The sequence below is a fragment of the Lysinibacillus sp. NPDC093692 genome, assembly GCF_050280125.1.
GTDB lineage: Bacteria > Bacillota > Bacilli > Bacillales_A > Planococcaceae > Lysinibacillus.
Map to the genome: position 1 here is coordinate 455,510 of NZ_JBNNUW010000001.1, position 17,861 is coordinate 473,370.

At 36.5% G+C, this 17,861-nt stretch carries 19 protein-coding genes; 10 read left to right on the forward strand and 9 right to left on the reverse strand.

Annotation, left to right across the window (positions count from 1 at the left end):
- Positions 1-111: 111 nt before the first annotated feature.
- From ACQKN4_RS02000 to ACQKN4_RS02025, 6 genes are all read right to left on the reverse strand, one after another.
- Entirely contained in the window at positions 112-1,308 is a 1,197-nt protein-coding gene (locus tag ACQKN4_RS02000) for an MFS transporter (RefSeq protein WP_079559672.1), read from the reverse strand.
- A gap of 519 nt (positions 1,309-1,827) precedes the next feature.
- On the reverse strand, positions 1,828-2,901 hold the full coding sequence (locus ACQKN4_RS02005) for an ABC transporter substrate-binding protein (RefSeq protein WP_427481984.1): 1,074 nt from the start codon (positions 2,899-2,901) through the stop codon (positions 1,828-1,830).
- On the reverse strand, positions 2,898-3,695 hold the full coding sequence (locus ACQKN4_RS02010) for an ABC transporter permease (protein ID WP_079559674.1): 798 nt from the start codon (positions 3,693-3,695) through the stop codon (positions 2,898-2,900). The genes ACQKN4_RS02005 and ACQKN4_RS02010 overlap by 4 nt, the downstream gene beginning before the upstream one ends.
- Positions 3,692-4,504 (reverse strand): ABC transporter permease, encoded by an 813-nt coding sequence (locus ACQKN4_RS02015; RefSeq protein ID WP_079559675.1) that lies wholly within the window; start codon positions 4,502-4,504, stop codon positions 3,692-3,694. The genes ACQKN4_RS02010 and ACQKN4_RS02015 overlap by 4 nt, the downstream gene beginning before the upstream one ends.
- Complete coding sequence (locus ACQKN4_RS02020) at positions 4,494-5,600, reverse strand: ABC transporter ATP-binding protein (RefSeq protein WP_079559676.1); 1,107 nt, start codon at positions 5,598-5,600, stop codon at positions 4,494-4,496. The genes ACQKN4_RS02015 and ACQKN4_RS02020 overlap by 11 nt, the downstream gene beginning before the upstream one ends.
- A gap of 17 nt (positions 5,601-5,617) precedes the next feature.
- A complete protein-coding gene (locus ACQKN4_RS02025) occupies positions 5,618-6,160 on the reverse strand; it encodes a helix-turn-helix domain-containing protein (protein WP_079559677.1) in 543 nt (180 codons plus the stop codon).
- 406 nt (positions 6,161-6,566) lie between these two features.
- Between ACQKN4_RS02025 and ACQKN4_RS02030 the strand changes: the two genes are divergently transcribed.
- The 4 genes from ACQKN4_RS02030 (at position 6,567) to ACQKN4_RS02045 (ending at position 9,159) form a co-directional block, all read left to right on the forward strand.
- Positions 6,567-7,109 (forward strand): peroxiredoxin, encoded by a 543-nt coding sequence (locus tag ACQKN4_RS02030; protein WP_079559678.1) that lies wholly within the window; start codon positions 6,567-6,569, stop codon positions 7,107-7,109.
- A gap of 252 nt (positions 7,110-7,361) precedes the next feature.
- Positions 7,362-7,814 carry a TlpA family protein disulfide reductase gene (locus ACQKN4_RS02035; protein WP_049668264.1) on the forward strand — a complete coding sequence of 151 codons (453 nt, stop codon included), beginning with the start codon at positions 7,362-7,364 and terminating at the stop codon, positions 7,812-7,814.
- A gap of 197 nt (positions 7,815-8,011) precedes the next feature.
- A complete protein-coding gene (locus ACQKN4_RS02040; RefSeq protein WP_079559812.1) occupies positions 8,012-8,674 on the forward strand; it encodes a potassium channel family protein in 663 nt (220 codons plus the stop codon).
- Between the two features lie 5 nt (positions 8,675-8,679).
- A complete protein-coding gene (locus ACQKN4_RS02045) occupies positions 8,680-9,159 on the forward strand; it encodes a hypothetical protein (RefSeq protein ID WP_427481988.1) in 480 nt (159 codons plus the stop codon).
- A gap of 77 nt (positions 9,160-9,236) precedes the next feature.
- Here the strand turns inward: ACQKN4_RS02045 and ACQKN4_RS02050 are convergent, their stop codons facing one another.
- Positions 9,237-10,499 carry a dicarboxylate/amino acid:cation symporter gene (locus ACQKN4_RS02050; RefSeq protein WP_079559684.1) on the reverse strand — a complete coding sequence of 421 codons (1,263 nt, stop codon included), beginning with the start codon at positions 10,497-10,499 and terminating at the stop codon, positions 9,237-9,239.
- Between the two features lie 414 nt (positions 10,500-10,913).
- Here ACQKN4_RS02050 and ACQKN4_RS02055 point away from each other — a divergent pair, with 414 nt between their 5' ends.
- On the forward strand, positions 10,914-12,515 hold the full coding sequence (locus ACQKN4_RS02055) for an ATP-binding protein (protein ID WP_079559685.1): 1,602 nt from the start codon (positions 10,914-10,916) through the stop codon (positions 12,513-12,515).
- Positions 12,516-13,220 carry a response regulator gene (locus ACQKN4_RS02060; protein WP_427481991.1) on the forward strand — a complete coding sequence of 235 codons (705 nt, stop codon included), beginning with the start codon at positions 12,516-12,518 and terminating at the stop codon, positions 13,218-13,220.
- Between the two features lie 42 nt (positions 13,221-13,262).
- Here the strand turns inward: ACQKN4_RS02060 and ACQKN4_RS02065 are convergent, their stop codons facing one another.
- Positions 13,263-13,385 (reverse strand): hypothetical protein, encoded by a 123-nt coding sequence (locus tag ACQKN4_RS02065; RefSeq protein ID WP_427481993.1) that lies wholly within the window; start codon positions 13,383-13,385, stop codon positions 13,263-13,265.
- Positions 13,386-13,509: 124 nt separating this feature from the next.
- On the opposite strand from ACQKN4_RS02065, the gene ACQKN4_RS02070 reads away from it, so the two are divergent.
- The 4 genes from ACQKN4_RS02070 to ACQKN4_RS02085 all read left to right on the forward strand — a co-directional run bounded on the left by ACQKN4_RS02070 (position 13,510) and on the right by ACQKN4_RS02085 (position 17,200).
- The gene (locus tag ACQKN4_RS02070; protein WP_427481995.1) at positions 13,510-14,295 is read left to right on the forward strand and encodes an alpha/beta fold hydrolase; all 786 of its coding nucleotides are present in this window, start codon (positions 13,510-13,512) and stop codon (positions 14,293-14,295) included.
- A gap of 81 nt (positions 14,296-14,376) precedes the next feature.
- Positions 14,377-15,342, forward strand: coding sequence for a S66 family peptidase (locus tag ACQKN4_RS02075; RefSeq protein WP_427481997.1), 966 nt, complete (start codon positions 14,377-14,379; stop codon positions 15,340-15,342).
- A 337-nt stretch (positions 15,343-15,679) separates the two neighbouring features.
- Complete coding sequence (locus ACQKN4_RS02080; protein ID WP_427481999.1) at positions 15,680-16,177, forward strand: N-acetyltransferase family protein; 498 nt, start codon at positions 15,680-15,682, stop codon at positions 16,175-16,177.
- Between the two features lie 27 nt (positions 16,178-16,204).
- Positions 16,205-17,200: a S66 family peptidase gene (locus ACQKN4_RS02085; RefSeq protein ID WP_079559690.1), complete on the forward strand. Its 996-nt coding sequence runs from the start codon at positions 16,205-16,207 to the stop codon at positions 17,198-17,200.
- Between the two features lie 41 nt (positions 17,201-17,241).
- On the opposite strand, the gene ACQKN4_RS02090 is transcribed toward ACQKN4_RS02085, so the two are convergent.
- Positions 17,242-17,802, reverse strand: a complete 561-nt coding sequence (locus ACQKN4_RS02090; RefSeq protein WP_240518166.1) for a GNAT family N-acetyltransferase — start codon at positions 17,800-17,802, stop codon at positions 17,242-17,244.
- Positions 17,803-17,861: the final 59 nt, after the last annotated feature.

Below are 17,861 nucleotides of genomic sequence, written 5' to 3' on the forward strand. Positions count from 1 at the left end.
TCTTATGAATAATCTTTCTCTATACAGCAAGTGAATAAAATTTTCCTATTGTCCAACGAGTTATCTAATCGTTGCGGTCATGCTAGTAAAAATAGTCAATCACTTTTCAGACTATTTTGTATCAGGATGCATAAGGTGAGGGGCTTTTTTCATTGTCCAAATAAGGGCAAGGAAGAAGCATGCCATTAAAATAATAGCCCCGAAAATATAAGGACTGTTCATATTCCAATCGAATAAAATACCTGCTAAAGCTGGACCAATCATATTACCAAGACTCATATACGCATTGTTCAGACCAGCTGCAAAGCCCTGTTCATTTTCAGCAAGCTTGGAAATCAACGTGTTGACTGCTGGACGAATCAATGTCGTAGCTGTAGAGAAGATTGTCGCTACCACTAAAATAAGAGCAAAGCCAGATACGAATAGTATTAAGAATATTGACACGGATGCAATAAATAAATTGACTAACACTACTTTCATTTCGCCGAAGCGATTAAACAGTGGTGTAATCACAAACATTTGAACAACAACACCAAAAGCGCCTCCCACAACTAATATAATGGCGATATCAGTAGGTGTGTAATTAAACTTATCTGTCACAAATAATGATAATGTTGTTTGGAAGTTAGCAATCCCGAATGAGAATACTAGCATGATAATAAGCATGACAAAATAAGGCATTCGGACTGAACGCGCCATTTGCTTTGCAAGATTATCCTGCCTCTGCGCTTTTTGTGCTGTGTTTGGTTTTGCACCAGGCAATAAAAAGAACGATAAAATCGCTGCTAAAATAGCTGCACATCCAGCTGTATAAAATGGGAAATGCAAACTAACTTTTGAAAGGAATCCACCGATACCTGGACCAATCATAAAGCCAAAGGACATTGCTGCTCCTAGCATACCCATACCTTTTCCTCGTTCCTCATACGTTGTGACGTCTGCCACAAAAGCCATAATAGGAGGTGCCACAAATGCAGAACCAAGGCCACCTAAAAAGCGTGCCAAGAAGAGCATCCACACATCTGTAGAAAGCCCGAAACCAATTTGTGCAAGTCCTGTTACGATAAGACCGAAGATAATGAGATTTTTTCGACCGTATTGATCTGAAAGATTCCCAGCAATTGGAGAAAATACGAATTGTGCTAAGGCGAACGTTGCAATCAACATGCCAAGTACTTGTCCTGCAGCACCAAATAGTTTTAAATACTCAGGCATGACAGGAATAATAATTCCAATACTCCCCATTGCGATAAACATATTAAACATTAAAATAAACAAAGCCGCCTTATTAGACTTCTGCTGGGTCATCGAATACCCCTTTCTTTATTCAAATATATTACAGTCTACCATAAGGCTTGTACGTTTACTATTGACTATAAGTCTGAAATAAGAATTCAGATGACCTTCCGGCAAAACGAGGGGTTGATTTCCGTTCCGACTGGGCGCTTTGTTGTTGCTGTCGCTTTGCTTTCGCACAGAGCAGAGCTTCCTGGGGGCGTCCGATGAGCCACTTCGCTACGCTGCAGAGTCTCATCTGTGACGCTAATCCCCAAGGAGTCGCCCTGTCTCCACTCCAATCAACGACTTCAAAAGAATGTATCTTTCTTACATATCACTCTAATTTATAGTAATAAGGCTATGTATCCTAGCCTCTTTTTTCGTTTAGCTAATGGTAGACTTCTATGGTGAAACTTGTGCAGTATTTGTTTTAATAATTAGAATCCCACACCTGACAGTAAGATTAAAAAATATAACATCAAAAAAACGCAAGAAATCAACTTTTCTAAAATTGATTTCTTGCGCTTTTTAAGTTTATTAGTTTTGAGCTTATCGAATACTCATTTTAAATTCTAAAAACAGCTCATTGTATTTACCTAAATAATCAGGGCCTAAGTTTTTATAAACTTCTAATGTTTTACGTTGTTCTTCAGAAGGATAGAATCGCTTATCAGATACAACTTCCTTATCCATTAACTTCATCGCTGCAATATTAGGAGTAGAGTAGCCTACATAATCAGCGTTTTTAGCACCTGATTTAGCTTTTAGCATGAAATTAATGAAGGCATGTGCACCATCTATATTTTTTGACGTTTTTGGGATGACCATATTGTCAAACCATAAGTTTGAGCCTTCCGTCGGTACAGCAAAGTCTAAATCTTCATTTTCTGACAACATGTCAGCTGCTTGACCAGACCAAGTGAGTGCCACGCTCGCTTCATTATTAACCATCAGCGGTGTAATTTCATCCCCGATAATAGCTTTTACATTTGGCGCCATGGTGATTAGCTTATCAGTAGCTTCACGTAGCTCCTCGTTATTTAAAGAGTTTAGAGAGTAGCCAAGGCTGTTTAAGCCCATACCAATCACTTCACGTGCACCGTCTACTAAAAAGACTTTACGCTTTAATGAAGGATCCCATAAGTCCTCCCAAGATGAGAAGTCAAGGTTTCCAACGAGCTTTGGATTATAGACAACGCCGACTGTTCCCCAGAAATATGGAACAGAATATTTATTGTCGTCATCAAATGGTAAATCTAAAAAATAAGGATCGATATTTTTAAAATTAGGGATTTTCGTTTTATCTAAAGGAACAAGTAAGTTTTCTTCCTTCATTTTTTCAATCATATATTCAGAAGGTACTGCAATATCGTAAGCTGTACCACCTTGTTGAATTTTTGTCATCATTGCTTCATTTGAATCAAACGTCTCATAAATAACGTGAATCCCTGTTTCTTTTTCAAATTGTTTCAGCAAATCAGGGTCAATATATTCTCCCCAGTTAAAGATTGTTAACGTATCTTTACCACTTTTCCCACCACCCGCACTTAGGGCGTCAGCAGCATAGAATAAAAGGGCGGAAACAACAAGTATTGCGATTGTTGCTTGAATTAATTGCTTCATTGAGTTCCCCCCGTTCTTTTACTAGCGCGGCTTGTGATGAAGTAATAGCCGACTACGACTATAACCGTTACAAAGAATACTAAACCAGAAATAGCATTAACCGTTAAGGAAATACCGGCACGTGCCATCGAATAAATTTCAACAGATAATGTACTGAAACCGTTACCTGTTACGAAAAATGTTACCGCAAAGTCATCTAGAGAATACGTTAAGGCAAGGAAGAACCCCGCAAAAATACCAGGTTGAATATACGGTAAAATAACACGCATCATAACATCTTTTTTCGTTGCTCCTAAATCTAATGCAGCGTCGATTAATGATTTATTCATTTCTAATAGTTTCGGTAAAACCATCAGAACAACGATTGGAACACTGAACGCTACATGTGCTAATAACACAGAAGCAAAGCCTAATTTAATACCAATCATTGTGAATAAAATTAAAAAGCTTGCACCAATAATGACATCCGGGCTAACAATTAACACATTGTTTAAAGAAAGTAGTGTATTGCGCATTTTTGAATCTTTAACAGTAACAATACCAATAGCTCCTAGTGTTCCGATGATTGTAGAAATCAATGCAGAGAGTAAAGCCACGATGACTGTATTTATTAGAATGACGAGTAGACGTGAATCCTCAAAAACAGCTTTATAATGTTCTAACGTAAAGGACTCAAAACTATTCATCGTTCCACCACTATTGAACGAATAGAAAATTAAATAGAAGATAGGTGCATACAAAACGATAAAAACAATCGCTAAATATACTCTTGCTGAAGCAGATAGTTTTTTCATCGTACGCGACCTCCTTTATCCTTTTTCTGTCCCGTAATTAACATAATAATGACCATAAATAAAATTAAGAAAACAGCAATTGTTGAACCCATTCCCCAGTTTTGAGTGACAAGGAATTGTTGTTCAATAGCTGTACCAAGTGTAATAACACGGTTTCCTGCAATTAAACGAGTGATCATGAAGAGTGATAATGCAGGAATAAATACAACTTGAATACCTGATTTAACACCGTCCATTGTTAACGGCAAAATAACGCGACGGAACGTAGTAAAGGCCGATGCCCCTAAATCACGTGCGGCATAAACAAGAGCCGGATTTAAACGATCCAATGAGTTGAAAATCGGTAAAATCATAAATGGAATAAAAATATAAACGGATACGAACACAAAGCTAATGTCAGTAAATAGCATTTGCTTCGGATCAAAACCAAATACTTCGATAAATGCATTTAATGGACCGTATAAGCCGAAAATTCCAATAAAGGCATATGTTTTTAACAAAAGATTAATCCAAGAAGGAATAATTATTAGTAAAAGCCAAAGTTGTTTATGTTTCGTCTTCGTTAAAAAATAGGCTGTTGGATACGAAACAAGTAATGTAAAGAACGTAATTAAAAACGCATACCAGAATGAACTTAATGTCATTTTTAAATAGACAGAAGTAAAGAATGCTTTATAGTTATCGAGTGTGAAATTGCCATGTATATCTAGTAGGGAATAGTAAACAACGAGTGCAATCGGTGCGATAACGAAAAGTGCAATCCATAAAACATAAGGAAATAAGGCTGATTTTGAAGTCTTAGTTTGCATCTTCGTCGTCCCCATACGCCTCTAAACGTTTATCGAATTCTTCTTCTGTTTCATTTAAGCGCATTACATGAATTGCTTCTGGGTCAAAGTCTAAACCAATTTCTGTCCCTACCTCAGCTTTTTTCAATGAATGCACAAGCCATTCATTGCCATCTTTGTCGTACGTAGATAATTCATAATGTACCCCGCGGAACAATTGAGTATCGACTTTAACGACAAGTTTTCCTTTATCGATTGTTGTCATTTCTAGATCCTCTGGGCGAATGACAATATCAATTTTTTCGTTTGGCTTCATACCTTGGTCAACACATTCAAAAACTTTACTAGCAAATTCTACTTTGAAATCTTCAATCATTACGCCAGGAACAATATTTGATTCACCAATAAAATCAGCAACGAAGCGGTTAATTGGCTCATCATAAATATCTACTGGTGTACCAGATTGTTGAATTTCACCTTCGCTTAAAACAAAGATTTCATCACTCATGGCAAGTGCTTCTTCTTGATCGTGTGTGACAAATACAAATGTTTTCCCAAGTCGTTGTTGTAACTCACGTAACTCATACTGCATTTCTGTACGTAGCTTTAAATCTAACGCTGACAGAGGCTCATCAAGTAAAATTACTTCAGGATCGTTCACAATCGCACGAGCAATGGCCACACGTTGACGTTGACCACCAGACATTTCAGAAATTTCACGATTACCATAGCCTGCTAAGTTTACGAATTTTAATGCTTCTGTAACACGGTTTTTAATTTCACTTTCAGGAAGCTTTTTTATACGAAGCCCAAATGCGACGTTTTCAAAGACGTTTAAATGAGGAAATAACGCATAATCCTGAAAAACTGTATTTACTTGGCGTTCATTAGCTGGTACTGAGTTGATTTTTTTATCATGAAAATAGATATTTCCTGTTGTCGGCTCTGTGAATCCAGCGATCATACGTAAAATAGTTGTTTTACCACAACCGGACGGACCTAGTAGCGTATAGAATTTTCCCTTTTCTAACTCCAGGTTAATGTTTTTTAAGACGACCGTGCCGTCATTATAAGACTTTGAAACGTTTTCAAAGCGGATAATCGAATTCGTTGTCATAGATGCGCCTCCTTAAGCTATAAATATGAATCCGTTGCGACAAGTAAAATTTTTGTTTCATCAGCATGTGCATTAAAAATTTGATGATGATCCGTCGCTTCAAAATAGAGAGCATTACCTTCACTCGCTATGTATTGTTCATCTCCTAAAACGAGACGAATACGCCCTTCGACAACATAAATAAATGTTTCTGAAAGGGAGGGTTCAAACTGCTTAAATTCACCATCAGCAGCAAGTGTTAAGAAAATGGGTTCCATTTCTTTTTCATTTGATGTAGGAATCAACCACTGAATTTCATATTTTTTTTCTTCATCTGTATAAGTGGATTGATCTTCCTCTGTATATACAACCTTTTGTTCAGGTGCTCCATCATCGAAAAATTCCTTAGGTGTAGACCCTAAAACTTCTAATAGTGAAAATAATGTTTCAATGGAAGGTGAATTTAGATCACGTTCTAATTGTGAAATATACCCTTTACTTAAATCTGTACGTTCTCCAAGTTCCTCTTGGGTAAGACCTTTTTTTAAACGAAGCGCTTTGATTTTTGCTCCTATTTGCATCTTTTCCCTCCTAGAAGAAGTTTAGCAATCATAAACTTTTGAAATATGAAGTTTACTTTAACGAAACTTTTAGTTTACTAAAACCATTACAATTATACATAATAAAAAAGAATTTGCAATCGTTTTTAATGAAAAAAAAGTAGATGAAATTTTTAGAAATTATACATAAATGTTGTGTAGAAAAAAATTGTTTAAACTAGAATAAAATCGTTAAAAGTAGCTAATAAATAGGCTGTAGCAGCTATTCCATTTGGGGATTTGACGAAAATTTGTCAGATAATTAAATGTGTGCACTTTTGTGAAGTTTACTTGTTTGAAAAACTACGATTACTCTGCTATCGTAGAAGACGAGTTCGCTGGTGCGAATGGAATATATACACTACATATATAATCGGAGGGATTTATAATGGCAGAACGCATGGTAGGTAAACAAGCACCTGACTTTACAATGGAAGCGGTACTTGCAGATAAATCATTTGGCAAAGTATCTTTAGAAGACATTAAAGCACAAGACAAATGGACAGTACTTTTCTTCTATCCAATGGACTTCACTTTCGTATGTCCAACAGAAATCACAGCAATGAGTGATCGTTACGATGAGTTCGAAGACTTAGATGCAGAAGTAATCGGTGTTTCTACTGATACAATCCACACTCACTTAGCTTGGATTAACACTGACCGCACTAAAAATGGTCTTGGTGAGTTAAAATACCCATTAGCAGCAGATACAAATCACCAAGTTTCAAAAGAATATGGTGTATTAATTGAAGAAGAAGGTATCGCACTACGCGGCTTATACATCATCAACCCAGAAGGCGAATTAAAATACCAAACAGTATTCGATAACAACATCGGCCGTGATGTAGACGAAACTTTACGTGTTCTTCAAGCTTTACAAACTGGTGGTCTTTGCCCAGCAAACTGGCGCCCAGGTCAAGCAACTCTATAATTAACTTCTTTCAGTTACTGAAAGAAGTTAAAGCCTCCGGCGGATGTCACGGAATCGGAAAGGAATGCTTTGTGTAGCACAAAGCCGATTCCGGACGCAATTATGCCGAGGCATAATTGATTAAATAGAGGTTTGTCGGGCTTTGAACTAAATTCAAGGTCTGATGAAATTGATCCTTTAACAAATAAAGAGTCCCCACAGTAAGTTTGTGGGGATTTTTTTAAACTTGATATAGAAAAAGGAGAATGTTTTATGAAACTTCGTGAACAAATGCCTGAACTTGCAGGCGCAACGACTTGGTTAAATGGAGAAGTAACAAAAGCGGATTTAGTAGGCGAAAAACCAACGTTAATCCACTTCTGGTCAGTTAGTTGTCATTTATGTAAAGAGGCGATGCCGGATGTGAACAATTTCCGTGACCAATACAAAGATGAGTTAAACGTTATTGCCGTGCATATGCCACGTTCTGAGGAAGATACAAATTTAGAAACAATTAAATCGGTAGCGGCAGAGCATGACATTGTTCAACCAATCTTTGTGGATAGCGAGTTAAAGCTAACAGATGCATTTGAAAATCAATACGTACCTGCTTATTTTGTGTTCGATAAAGATGGTCAGCTTCGTCACATGCAAGCTGGTGGTAGCGGTATGAAAATGCTAGAAAAACGTGTGAATCGTGTTTTAGATGAAATGCGTAACGCATAATAGCAGTAACAGGCGAGGATGTTTTATTCCTCGTCTTTTTTTATGTAAAATAAAATGTTAGTGATCCTGAGCAGAAGGATCACTAAAAATGCTCAAGGGTTGTCTTTCTATGACGAATAGTCTCTTGTTTTGGCGATACATATAGCAGAGAATGCGTTACAATATGGGTATAGTAGTTTTCGGAGGGATTTAAAATGATGAAAAAAGAGTTTGCTGTCATTGGACTTGGACGTTTTGGAGGTAGCATAGTCCGCGAGCTAATGAGTCAAGGGGCACAAGTTATGGCGATTGATCATTCCTCAGAGCGGGTGGACGAATTCGCTTCCATTGCCACACAGGCGGTTATCGCAGATTCGACGGATGAATCGGTATTAAATTCATTAGGTATTCGTAATTTTGAGCATGTGATTGTAGCAATTGGTGAAGATATTCAGGCTAGTATTTTGACGACGATTATTTTAAAAGAAATCGGTGTTCAGCAGATTACTGTAAAGGCTCAGAATGATTATCATGAAAAAGTTCTGCGAAAAATTGGTGCAGATTTTGTCGTGCATCCTGAGCGTGATATGGGAATCCGTATTGCTAATAATATGCTGTCTAATACAGTGCTTGATTATCTAGAGCTTTCGGATGAACATTCCATTATGGAGCTAAAGGCCAATGATGCGATTGCAGGTTATTCTATTATGGATTTAGATATTCGTGCAAAGTACGGGATTAATATTGTAGGTCTTAAGCGTGGTGCAGATATTATCGTATCTCCACAGGCGAGTGATAAAATTTTGCTAGGAGATATTATGCTTGTCATTGGGGCTGATGTAGATATTAACCGCTTTGTGAAAAAAGCATTGAATGGGTAATGAACATGAATAAACGAAGATGGAAACTAGTTATATTTGCTGCAATTATTCTGATTGGCGCTTTTACATTGCAGTCTCGCGAAAAAAATGAGGAAGAGGCTATTTCTCACATTTTAGATCATGCAGCAGAAATTGATGCAGTCGAGCTATTTAAAGGAGAGCAATCTGTAATTAAAGCAACGGGTCAAGATGCAACAGCCTATATTGAAAACTATCCTCTAAGCCATGTAAAGAAATTAAGCAAAAAAGAACGAGCTATATTTGAGGAAAAACCACTCTATCATATTGTCTACGAAATAAAAGGGAAGTCTTTATATGAGGTGGATATTTTAAAAGTCGCGATTAGCTCTGAGCTAAATGAGGAATTACAGCAGATGGTTTTTAATGTTGGTGATCAGCAATATTTGATCTATTGGGTAAATGAGAAAAAAGCACTTGAGCAATCAACAAATACGCAACGCTTGCTTGAACAATATGTTAAATAAAGGGGGTAGTGAAACAGCAGCACGCTGTCATCACTACCCTTTTTTATAAACTATAGACTAACTTTGCGTATTTGTTTCTAAGACACAATAGTAGTTTTTCCTTGAAGTGCACGTTCTTGCATCTCTACATCAAACTCTTTTTCAGATTTCGATACGACTACACAAGCTACACCGTTACCAATTAAATTTGTTACGGCGCGTGCTTCAGACATGAATCGGTCAACACCAATTAGTAGCGCGATCCCTTCGACTGGAATCATTGGGAAAGCAGCAAGTGTCGCTGCTAATGTAATAAAACCAGAACCTGTTACACCGGCAGCACCTTTAGATGTAATCATTAAAATCCCAAGTAGTGTAATGATTTGAATCCACGTTAAGTCCATTCCGTATGCCTGTGCAATAAATAATGCAGCCATCGAAAGGTAGATGGAAGTTCCATCAAGATTGAAGGAATAACCAGTTGGTACTACTAATCCAACAACTTGCTTAGAGCAACCAAAGTTCTCCAATTTACGCATCATAGATGGCAAGGCAGATTCAGATGATGAAGTACCAATTACTAAGAAAATTTCTTCTTTAATATAAGCGATAAATTTAAAAATATTAAAGCCGAAGAATTTTGCAATCGCTCCTAAAACAAAGACTACGAATAAGAACATAGTAATATAGACGGCAGCCATTAATAGACCTAAGTTGCTTAAAGATTTCAAACCAAAATTACCAATCGTATAGGCCATTGCACCAAAGGCACCGATTGGAGAAATTTTCATCACCATACTTACGATTTTGAAGAAAATTTCTGCCACTTGTTCAAAAAATGTAATGACCGGTTTTGCAGGTGCGCCAATAGAAGCAGCAGCTAAACCGAATAATATTGCAGAGAATAACACAGGAAGTAATTGCCCTGTTGCAAGAGCACCTACAACGTTTTCAGGAATGATGCTAGAGATGAAAGCACCTAAACCTTGCTCACTTTCAGCAGCAGCAGTTGTAAATTTTGAGATATCAGCTTCGGAAGCACCTGATGTATCTAATCCAGTACCTGGGCTTACGATTAGTGCAACAGCAATCCCAATTGCTAAGGCAATGGTAGAGACAATTTCAAAATACAGTAACGCCTTTCCTCCGATTTTTCCGACCTTTTTCATATCTCCCATACTACCGATTCCGATTACAACTGTTAAGAAGATAATAGGGGCGATTAACATTTTAATTAACTTAATGAATAAGTCTGCCAGGATTTTAAGGCTTGCACCAAACTCAGGGAAGACGGCTCCGACAATAACCCCCAAAATGATTGCAGCTATAACCTGAACAGTCAAATTTTTCAGTAATTTCATTTTATGCTACCTCGTTTCTGAATTTTCTCTTTGATATCGTTTTCACTAGAATTATCATAACGAATCCTTTTGAAAAAAAGAGATTTAGAAAATAAGAAACATATCGTTCATTAAGTACATTCATCCATATTTTCAATGAAACGTAGTGTTTTCAATGGCTCGACCTGTTATGATACTGTGTGGCTGATTTATCTTTGTTATAATACAATAATAATTAGTGATAGAAAATTTTGTTTTATACCAATTTTCCGTAATATTGTTCATTAAGTTCATGACTTTCTCCTACTTATGTCAACTAAAGTGTTGTCAAAAGATTTTTTTGAAGATAATCTTAAAAGCATATCATTTGAAGAAGTGAGATTGACTTAAGACTTTTATAGTGCAAATGCAGATTTGGAAAGGGGAAGATTTCAAATGATGAAAATGCCTGTAAACGGCAAAATATTGTTAGTGACATTTTTAATCATCGCTTTCTCCTTTTTACTTGGTGGCATTTTTGTACTTGGTAACCTGTTAACGGAGCAAGAAAAGGAGTTTGGTCAGCGTGCTATGCTCGTTGCACGGACTGTATCAAATGTGCCAGAAATTAGTACACATTTGAAAAATGACAATATGAAAGAAGCTGCGAAACATGTTAATAAAATTGTTGATGGAATTCGTGTTGTTAATAAAGCGGAGTATATTGTTGTGATGAATAAGGATCGTATTAAACTATCTCACCCAGTCAGTAAAGAAATAGGGAAGCGTAGTGAATCACAGGATTTAAATGCTGCCTTTAGTGAGCATTATTATGTATCGAAGGCGCAAGGGGAAGCCGGGGTAATGATTCGAGCGTTTGTCCCAATCATTGATGAGAAAAAAGAACAAGTGGGCATTGTCATTGTAGGGTATTCACTGCCTACTTTTATAGAAATGCTGCAAAATTATGAGCATGAAATATTTATTACGATTCTGATATCGCTTGTTTTTAGCATTTGGGGGGCTTATACGCTTGGCCGACATATTAAAAAGCAAATGTTTGGGCTTGAACCTCATGAGATTGCGAAGATGTATGTGGAACGAACAGAAACATTCAATGCTATGCATGAAGGCATTATAGCGGTGGATAAAGAAATGAATATTACAATTTTTAATGAAAAAGCAGCTGATATATTAGGCGTTACTAGAAAGATAGAGGATTGTATTGGGGAAAATATTTATGATGTTTTGCCAGACACACGATTGCCTGAAATTGTTGAAACAGCAAATCCTGTATACAATCAAGAGCTCTATATTAATCATCATAGTATTTTGAGTAATCGTGTCCCGATTATAGTAAATGGTGAGTTAGTCGGAGCAGTTGCTATGTTTAAAGATTTAACTGCGGTGAAAAAGCTTGCGGAAGAGGTGACGGGTGTTAAAGCTTTTGTTCAAGCACTCCGTGTACAAACACATGAGCATAAAAATAAGCTACATACGATTGCAGGTCTTCTGCAATTGGGACATACAAAGCAAGCACTTGAATACGTTACAGCTACTACCGAAAATGAGGCCTCTTTAACGAAGTTTTTAAATGAACGCTTTCATAATGAAAATATTTCAGGATTATTGCTAAGTAAAGTTAGCTATGGCAAGGAATTAGGCATACAAGTAGAAATCGATCGAAAAAGTCATTTTAAACGCTTTCCACCTTTATTAGATCACCACGATTTTGTTGTCTTATTAGGAAATTTAATTGAAAATGCCTTTGAAGCGCTAAATGTACTTTCAAAAGATGATAAATATGTAGCGATTTCTGTAGATGAGCATGACGGTGTTTTAGCAATTGCTGTTTCTGATAATGGAATTGGGATGTCTGAAGAGGTGCAAGCTCGTATGTTTGAAAATGGATTTTCTACAAAGGCAAGCGAGAATCGCGGTATTGGCTTGCATTTAATACATGAAATTGTAAAAAAAGGTAATGGTGATATTGAAGTAGTGAGTGAATTTATGAAAGGGACAAGTTTCTTAATCTTATTGGAGTTAGGAGAAGAGTAGATGGATGTAATGAACGTGTTATTAATTGAGGACGATCCGATGGTACGAGAAGTGAATAGGCAATTTATAGAGCAAATCAAAGGATTCTCGTTAATAGGCTATGCTAGTAATGGGATAGAAGGGATTGAGAGGATTAAACAATTAAATCCCGACCTAGTCTTTATGGATATTTTTATGCCCGAGCAAGATGGCATTATTACGCTAGGGAAAATTCGTGAAGAACATCTTCCCGTTGATGTTATTGCTGTAACTGCTGCAAATGATATGCCTACTGTGCAGCGAATTTTACATTTAGGCGTCTATGATTATATTATGAAACCTTTTACGTTTGAACGAATTGAACAAACTTTAAAGAATTATCAAACATATAAAAAGAAAATAAGCGGTATGGAAGATCTAACACAGCATGATGTGGATCATCTAATGCAGCAACGTATCCCTGAACAAATAGCTGTTCCCCCCATCACTGAGACAATTGTAATAGAAGAACTACCAAAGGGTTTTAACCGGGCGACATTAGGCAAAGTGCTTGCCTATATTCAAGAAAGTAACGAAGCAGTCTCAGCGGAGGAAGTGTCTACATATATTGGAACAGCGCGCGTAACGGCTCGACGTTATTTAGACTTTTTAGAAAAACAAAATTTATTAAAGGTAGATATACAATACGGAAGTGTTGGACGTCCTATCCATCGATATTATATTTAACTTCTATCAGCGAGTGTTCAAACACCCGCTGAAATAGAGGAACTAGGCTAAGAACTTCTCATCCTGTAAAGACGTTATGACAGGACGTGATGCTTTTAGCCTTCGTTCCTCTATTGCTGATCCCCAAAGTGTCGCCGATTCGGAACGTGTTTTAACAATCATCATCCACATTTTGGTTATTAGCCATTGATTTTCCATTAACGCTTTGTAATAATAAAGAAAATTTTAGTTATATAATTACCTGAATTTTTCGAAAAAAACGAACGTTATGATGGCAAGGTGGAGGATCATGAAAAAATATATTCAATACAATGCATTTCAAAATGAAGAAGTAATAATTGCGATACCTGCGCTTGGTGAACGTAAAGAAATGTTTGCAGCATTAGCCAGCGCCCTTCCAGAAGCTTATATTGTAGCAATCGATTTACCGGGGCATAATGGTCGACTAGACAGTGATTTTTCATTTCAAACGTTTATCAATACGATAAAGGAAATTATGGAGCATTTAAACATTACTAAAGCTCATTTTCTTGGGAATTCAATAGGTGCATGGATTATTCAAAAGTTTTATACAAACTATCCAGATTCGGTTCAATCATTAATATTGTTAGACGGTGGATATTATTTTATAGGAGAATATCAACTTGATGATGAAGCGGAAATACAATTACCTATCATCGAACGATTAGAAGATTTACAGGAAGCTATTACTGAAGAGGTAAGTAATATGATAAACTTATCCGCTGAAAATAAAGAATATTTGTATAATTATTTCTTTCATAATTTCGTTGAAAAAAATAATATCTTTTACCATCACAGCAATGTAAAAGCTTTAAATGATTTGTCAAAAGCAATTGAAATAAATAATTACTGTATAGAAAATGAAGTTCCATTGTCGGTGTTATTACTGTTGGCTGATGACCATCCAGATAGTTTATTACACAAGAAGTTAAATAGATTTCAGGGAAGACAACCAAATGCACTAGTTGAGATTATTCCTGATAGCTATCATTTTTTGCCCCTTACAAATCCTAGTGAGGTAGCTGAACGGATTAGAAAGGCAATCTTGCGTTAATTTATTCAAGTTTGTCCAAAGTTATAAAAAAGATGAGAGATTACTAATGAAAATTTGAAACATATTAGAGGAGGGAGCAGTTTGCGTATTCCGAATAAGTTAACAGTAGGTGATGAGATACGTGTTATTGCACCTAGTCGTAGTGCGGCAATCATCACAGCAGAAGGCGCTGAACAAACAAAGAAAAAGCTTGAAGAGTTAGGCTTTCGTGTATCTTTTGGTCGATATATTTTTGAATGTGATCTACAACATTCATCATCAATCGAGCATCGAGTTGCAGACATTCATGATGCCTTTCGTGATGAGGGTGTAAAAGCCATATTAACAGTTATTGGTGGTTTTAACTGTAATGAAGTATTACCTTATTTGGACTACGACATGATAGCAAATAACCCGAAAATCCTTTGTGGTTTCAGTGATATCACAGCTTTAGCAACAGCAATTACAAAAAAATGTGAATTTGTTACGTATTCTGGGCCTCATTTTTCTAGCTTTCAAATGGAAGAGGCACAAGACTATCAGCTATCCTATTTCCAAAAATGTTTAATGACTAATACATCATATACGATCAAAGCGTCAAGCGTTTGGAGTGATGATGCGTGGTATTTAGATCAGCATAATCGTCATTTTGAAGCAGCTAGCTGGAAGGTGTATTCTGACGGTGAAGTAAGTGGACAATTATTTGGTGGGAATTTATGTACGTTAAATTTACTTCAAGGGACACTGTATATGCCAGATTTATCGAACAGTATTTTATTTGTAGAGGATGATGAAATAGTTAATCCAGAAATATTTGCTCGTGATTTCACCTCATTATTGCAAGCTACTAGCAATATTAAAGGTATTGCGATAGGGCGTTTCCAAAGAGCTTCTAATATGACAGAGGAGCAGTTACATTTTATTTTAGATAAGCATCCCAAGTTAAAAAGAATCCCAGTTATCTATGATGTTGATTTTGGACATACACAGCCAATTTTTACGTTTCCTATCGGTGGTGAAATTCAAATGAACACGGAAAACTTGATGATACAATTCACTCAATTTTAACTTCTTTCAGCAAATGTTTAATATAGCGACAGGTACAGAAGATGAATGCGGTTTTAAGTCACTTTTCAGCAGATGTCCCACCATCCGCTGAAATAGATGAACTCAGTCTAAGAACGCCACGTCCTGTGGCAATGACTGAGTGACCAACATCACGTTGGCCTAAAGCCTCCGGCGGATGTCGCGGAATCGGAAAGAAGTTCTTAGAGGATGTTAGCCTAAGATCATCGCATCCATGCGATAACGGCTAACTGACCTGCATCGTGCAGGCCTAAACACAAAGCCGATTCCGGACGCAATTATACCGAGGCATAATTGATAAAAAAGGAGCTAAATCAAGATGTTAATAAGAGAGGCTATACGAGAAGATACTGAGCAGGTCATAGCTGTCATAAAAAATGCGGAAGAATCTAATTTTATGTTGTTCAAGCCAGGTGAACGAAAGTTAGAGACTGAACAGTTTACTAAGTTTATAGAGAATATGAACAATAACAGCCATTCAGCTTTATTTATTGCTGAAATTGAAAAGGCTATAGTTGGTTATTTAATTGTTCAAGGTAATCAAACGCCATCTAGAGTTTCGCATCGAGCCTATATAGTCGTAGGTATCCATAGTGATTATAGAGGACGAAAAATAGGTACTGCATTATTTAGTCACCTCGACGATTGGGCAAAAGAAAAGGGTATGCACCGCCTGGAACTAACTGTAATGGCAAATAACACGGCAGGCATTGCTTTATATAAAAAAATGGGGTTTGAAATTGAGGGGACTAAAAGACATTCTTTATATGTTGATGGGGAATATATGGATGAATATTACATGTCAAAAATATTGTAAAAAAAAAGGAGGAGTTCGAGTTCCTATATGAATCCTATAAGCATCAGAAGCGGTATCAATATTGGTGTTTTTTCTCCATCATCGCCAGCATCCGTCAGTTCACTTTCTCGATATAAGCGAGGGAAAGCTTTTCTTGAACAAAGAAATATAAACTTAATTGAAGGAAGTCTAACTGGTAAATCTGATAGTTATCGCGCTGGAACTCCAAAAGAGCGTGCCGAAGAATTAAATGAATTACTACGAAATCCAAACGTCCACATCATAATGTCGACAATCGGTGGTACAAATTCGAATAGTATGCTGCCATATATCGACTATGAGGCGTTTCAAAGCAATCCGAAAATCGTTGTTGGTTATTCTGATGCAACGGCAGTTTTACTTGCACTTTACGCAAAAACAGGAATTACAACTTTCTATGGTCCAGCTTTAGCTCCTTCATTTGGTGAGTTTGAGCCATTAGTTAATGATACATATCGATTCTTTGAGAACTACTTCTTTAAGTCACAATCATTACCTTACGAAATTCCGATGCCATCTTATTGGTCAGATGAACCTGTCAATTGGCTAGAAAAAACGGTGGAAAAAAAGTTAAATAAGAATGAGTGGGTGACGGTTCGAGAGGGAGTTGCTGAAGGTAGGTTAATTGGTGGCAATGTAAATGCGATGTATGGATTTATTGGTACGGCTTATTTTCCAAATATTAAAGACGGAGATATTTTATTAGTTGAAGATTGTGCAAAAAATACAGCTATCGTTGAGAAAAATTTTGCGATGTTGAAATTGCATGGTGTATTTGAAAAAATAAGTGGCATTATTTTAGGTAAGCATGAGTGTTATGATGACTTGGGGACTGGACGTAAACCGTATGAAGTCCTGCTTGAACAGTTAGATAACATTGATATCCCGATTTTAGCAGAATTCGATATATGTCATACGCATCCGATGCATCCAATTGCAATTGGAAAAAGAGTAAGATTAGATGCAACGGCCAAAAAAGTCTATTGTATTGAGGAATGGTTGTAATTTAAATAAGCCCTGCTGATTTTTGCAGGGCCTAATCCAATTTATGATTTAATATAGTCATCATCTGTAATAGCATACATTTTAATATTTTGGTGAAGTCCTTTAACAAACATACTTTTTCGTAAAATACCTTCGAAAAGCATACCCGATTTTTCCATTACTTTTTGGGAACCGATATTGTCCTCAAAACAGCGTGCTTGTATTCGAACCATTTTTAATTCGTTAAATCCATAGTCTATTAATTTTTTTACTGCTTCGGTCGTAATCCCTTTATTCCAATAATCTTCAGAAATAACGTATCCAATTTCCGTCCATTTATGTTGGTCATTAACAGAAACAAAGTCGATAGTGCCAATTAATTTCTGCTCAAATTCAATACCCCATAATAGATGATTACCTTGTTTATACCCATTTAAAACTAATTCAACAAACACTTTTGTTTCGTCTAAACTCTTATGAGGATCCCATGTAACATAGCGTGCAACGTTTTCGCAGGACGTGTAATTAAACATTGCCTCTAAATCATTTAATGAAATAGGTCTTAATATTAATCTTGCTGTTTTTAAAACTGTTGGTGCTTGTATAAAAATGTTATCGCTCACAAAACTCCCCCCTTAAAAGCATTTTAGTGGATTTAATTATAACAAGATTTGTAAATTCC

What these genes read in the sequence shown, in the direction of transcription:
- ACQKN4_RS02000 (WP_079559672.1), bottom strand. Translation starts at nt 1,308, where the DNA reads ATGACCCAGCAGAAGTCTAATAAGGCGGCTTTGTTTATTTTAATGTTT.
- ACQKN4_RS02005 (WP_427481984.1), bottom strand. Translation starts at nt 2,901, where the DNA reads ATGAAGCAATTAATTCAAGCAACAATCGCAATACTTGTTGTTTCCGCC.
- ACQKN4_RS02010 (WP_079559674.1), bottom strand. Translation starts at nt 3,695, where the DNA reads ATGAAAAAACTATCTGCTTCAGCAAGAGTATATTTAGCGATTGTTTTT.
- ACQKN4_RS02015 (WP_079559675.1), bottom strand. Translation starts at nt 4,504, where the DNA reads ATGCAAACTAAGACTTCAAAATCAGCCTTATTTCCTTATGTTTTATGG.
- ACQKN4_RS02020 (WP_079559676.1), bottom strand. Translation starts at nt 5,600, where the DNA reads ATGACAACGAATTCGATTATCCGCTTTGAAAACGTTTCAAAGTCTTAT.
- ACQKN4_RS02025 (WP_079559677.1), bottom strand. Translation starts at nt 6,160, where the DNA reads ATGCAAATAGGAGCAAAAATCAAAGCGCTTCGTTTAAAAAAAGGTCTT.
- ACQKN4_RS02030 (WP_079559678.1), top strand. Translation starts at nt 6,567, where the DNA reads ATGGCAGAACGCATGGTAGGTAAACAAGCACCTGACTTTACAATGGAA.
- ACQKN4_RS02035 (WP_049668264.1), top strand. Translation starts at nt 7,362, where the DNA reads ATGAAACTTCGTGAACAAATGCCTGAACTTGCAGGCGCAACGACTTGG.
- ACQKN4_RS02040 (WP_079559812.1), top strand. Translation starts at nt 8,012, where the DNA reads ATGAAAAAAGAGTTTGCTGTCATTGGACTTGGACGTTTTGGAGGTAGC.
- ACQKN4_RS02045 (WP_427481988.1), top strand. Translation starts at nt 8,680, where the DNA reads ATGAATAAACGAAGATGGAAACTAGTTATATTTGCTGCAATTATTCTG.
- ACQKN4_RS02050 (WP_079559684.1), bottom strand. Translation starts at nt 10,499, where the DNA reads ATGAAATTACTGAAAAATTTGACTGTTCAGGTTATAGCTGCAATCATT.
- ACQKN4_RS02055 (WP_079559685.1), top strand. Translation starts at nt 10,914, where the DNA reads ATGATGAAAATGCCTGTAAACGGCAAAATATTGTTAGTGACATTTTTA.
- ACQKN4_RS02060 (WP_427481991.1), top strand. Translation starts at nt 12,516, where the DNA reads ATGGATGTAATGAACGTGTTATTAATTGAGGACGATCCGATGGTACGA.
- ACQKN4_RS02065 (WP_427481993.1), bottom strand. Translation starts at nt 13,385, where the DNA reads ATGATGATTGTTAAAACACGTTCCGAATCGGCGACACTTTGGGGATCA.
- ACQKN4_RS02070 (WP_427481995.1), top strand. Translation starts at nt 13,510, where the DNA reads ATGAAAAAATATATTCAATACAATGCATTTCAAAATGAAGAAGTAATA.
- ACQKN4_RS02080 (WP_427481999.1), top strand. Translation starts at nt 15,680, where the DNA reads ATGTTAATAAGAGAGGCTATACGAGAAGATACTGAGCAGGTCATAGCT.
- ACQKN4_RS02085 (WP_079559690.1), top strand. Translation starts at nt 16,205, where the DNA reads ATGAATCCTATAAGCATCAGAAGCGGTATCAATATTGGTGTTTTTTCT.